3 protein-coding genes and 1 pseudogene are annotated in these 2,613 nt (G+C 74.0%); 2 read left to right on the top strand and 2 right to left on the bottom strand.

Annotated features, from left to right (window positions below):
• Positions 1–583, top strand: a 583-nt coding sequence (locus tag ACFFNX_RS47425) for a LysR substrate-binding domain-containing protein (protein ID WP_378212983.1), incomplete at its 5' end; no start/stop codon positions are given.
• A gap of 15 nt (positions 584–598) precedes the next feature.
• Here ACFFNX_RS47425 and ACFFNX_RS47420 read toward each other — a convergent pair.
• On the bottom strand, positions 599–1,663 hold the full coding sequence (locus ACFFNX_RS47420) for an aldo/keto reductase (protein ID WP_378212982.1): 1,065 nt from the start codon (positions 1,661–1,663) through the stop codon (positions 599–601).
• Positions 1,664–1,748: 85 nt separating this feature from the next.
• Between ACFFNX_RS47420 and ACFFNX_RS47415 the strand changes: the two genes are divergently transcribed.
• A complete protein-coding gene (locus ACFFNX_RS47415) occupies positions 1,749–2,354 on the top strand; it encodes a TetR/AcrR family transcriptional regulator (protein ID WP_378212981.1) in 606 nt (201 codons plus the stop codon).
• Positions 2,355–2,367: 13 nt separating this feature from the next.
• On the opposite strand, the pseudogene ACFFNX_RS47410 reads toward ACFFNX_RS47415, so the two are convergent.
• Positions 2,368–2,613 (bottom strand): annotated as a pseudogene (locus ACFFNX_RS47410) (hypothetical protein); the annotation flags it as partial.

Here is a 2,613-nt window from a genome sequence, read left to right as displayed (position 1 = left end):
GCTGGGCACGTTCGTGCCGCGGGCGGCGGCGCTGCTGGCCGCCCGCCACCCCGGCCTGCGCGTGAGCCTGAGCGAGGCCGAGCCGCCGGAGGCGGTCCGCATGCTGCGCGCCGGATACGTCGACGTCGCCGTGATCTTCCGGTACGACCAGGAGAACGAGGACGACGGCATCACGGCCCGCCGGCTGCTGGACGAGCCGAGCTACCTGGTCACGGCGGACGAGACCGCACCCGACCTGACGGCCCACGCGGACGCGGAGTGGATCGCCGGCTGCGACCGCTGCCGCATGCACCTGCTCGCCATGTGCGCGCGGGCGGGCTTCACCCCACGCGTGTCGTTCACGACGGACGACTTCGTGGCCGTCCAGGCGATGGTCGCCGCGGGCCTGGGCGTGACGACGCTGCCGGGCCTGCCCCTGCTGGCCGCCCGCAACGACGCGGTGCACACGGCCGTGCTGCCCGGCGCGACCCGCCACGTGCTGGCCGCGACGTACGGCGAGCCGCCCGAGCCCCCGGCCACCGCCGCCCTGCTCGACGCCCTGGCCGAGGCGGGCGCCGCGACGGCCGAGTTCGGCTCCGTGTGACTCGGCAGTCCAAGATCAGCCGGCCGTCGCCCGCGTCGACGCGGCGTGGATGAGCGGCGGGTTGAGGCGGGCGAAGCCCTCCTGGCGCTCGTAGGGGAAGTACGGGTACGGCGCGGGTGCCGCGCTCGCCCGGTCCAGCCGGGCGACCTGGTCCGGGGTCAGCGACCAGCCGGTGGCGCCGAGGTTCTGGCGCAACTGGTGCTCGTCCCGGGCGCCGATGAGGACCGACGCCACGGTCGGGCGCCGGAGCAGCCAGTTGATGGCGATCTGCGGCACCGCCCGGCCGGTCTCCTCCGCGATCTCGTCGAGCGCGTCGACGACGTCGTACAGCCGCTCCTCGTCCACCGGCGGGCCGAAGTCCGCCGTACGGTGCAGGCGGCTGCCCTCCGGCAGCGGCCGGTCCCGGCGGACCCTGCCGGTCAGCCGGCCCCAGCCGAGCGGGCTCCACACGACCGCGCCGACGCCCTCCCGCACGCCGAGCGGCATCAGCTCCCACTCGTAGTCGCGTCCGATCAGCGAGTAGTAGACCTGGTGGGCGACGTATCGGGGGTGGCCGTCGCGGTCCGCGACCGCGAGGGACTTCATCAGCTGCCAGCCGGAGAAGTTGGACACGCCCGGATAGCGGATCTTGCCCGCGCGCACGAGGTCGTCCAGCGTGGCGAGCACCTCCTCGATCGGGGTACCCGCGTCGAAGGCGTGCAGCTGGAACAGGTCGATGTGGTCCGTGCCGAGCCGCCGCAGCGCGTCCTCGCAGGCCCTGATCAGGCGGGAGCGTGACGTGCCGGCGTCGTACGGGCCCTCGCCCATCGGCAGACCGGTCTTGGTGGAGATGATCACCTGGTCGCGGCGGCCCTTGATCGCCGCGCCGAGCACCTCCTCCGACGCGCCGTCGGAGTAGACGTCCGCGGTGTCGAACATCGTGACGCCCGCGTCGAGGCAGATGTCCACGAGCCGCCGCGCCTCCCACGCGTCCGTGTCGCCCCAGTTGCCGAACAACTCGCCCCGGCCGCCGAAGGTGCCCGCGCCGAAGCTCAGCGCGGGCACCTGGAGGCCGGACGCACCCAGCCGTCGATGGTCCATGTCAACACTCCTTAATGGTTCTGTGGTTCCGTTAGCGCTCGGACAGTAGCACGAGAGGGGTGCTTAATGGAACTATGGACCCGTTATGGAGGAACCTGGCTCGATCCGTCCCGGCGGCCGTACGGCCCGCGTCCGGGCGGCGGTGCTACGCGCGGCCGGTGACGCCCTGGCCGAGCACGGCTTCGCCCGACTCGACCTGACCGACGTCGCCCGCCGCGCCGAGGTCGGCAAGACCACCGTCTACCGCCGCTGGGGCACGGTGACCGGCCTGGTCGCCGACCTGCTCACCGACATGGCCGAACAGTCGCTGCCCCGGGCGCGCACCGGCTCGCTGGAGGGCGACCTGCGGGCGAACGCCCGCCTCGTCCGGAGGACGCTGACCGACCCTCGTCAGGGCGCCCTGTTCCACGCGATCATCGCGGCGGCCGCCTGCGACGCCCGTACGGCCGCGGCCCTCCACCGGTTCTACGACACGCGAATCCGCGAGTGGGCACCGTGCGTCGAGGAGGCGATCGACCGCGGTGAACTGCCGAAGGGCACCGACGCCCACGAGGTCGTCCGCGCGGTCTCGGCCCCGCTGTACTACCGGATGCTGGCCAGCGGCGACCCACTGGACGAGGCCTCCGCGGACCGCGCGGCGAAGGCGGCCGTCCTGGCGGCCCGAGCGGGCGCGTACGTCAAGGCCGGGTGAGCGATCGGACCTGTCACGGAGACGCGGCGATCCGTACGCGGTGGCTCTCGCCGTCGGAGAGGAAGTCCCGTCCCTCCTCCGCGACGGTGGTGCGGTCGGCCCGGGAGAGGCGGCGCAGCGGAGCGACGACCACGGTGCCGGAGCTCCAGGTCGCGGCGACCCGGCCGTCGACCAGTACGACGCAGCATGGCGCCGTGTCGGGCGCGAAGGCCGGGCAGGGCGCCGCCGGGCCGTGGGCGCCCGGCGGCTGTCGACGCCG

This window comes from Actinoallomurus acaciae (genome assembly GCF_042429965.1).
GTDB lineage: Bacteria > Actinomycetota > Actinomycetes > Streptosporangiales > Streptosporangiaceae > Actinoallomurus > Actinoallomurus acaciae.
Note: the sequence above shows the minus strand (reverse complement) of the source record. Positions and strands in the feature narration are given on the sequence as shown.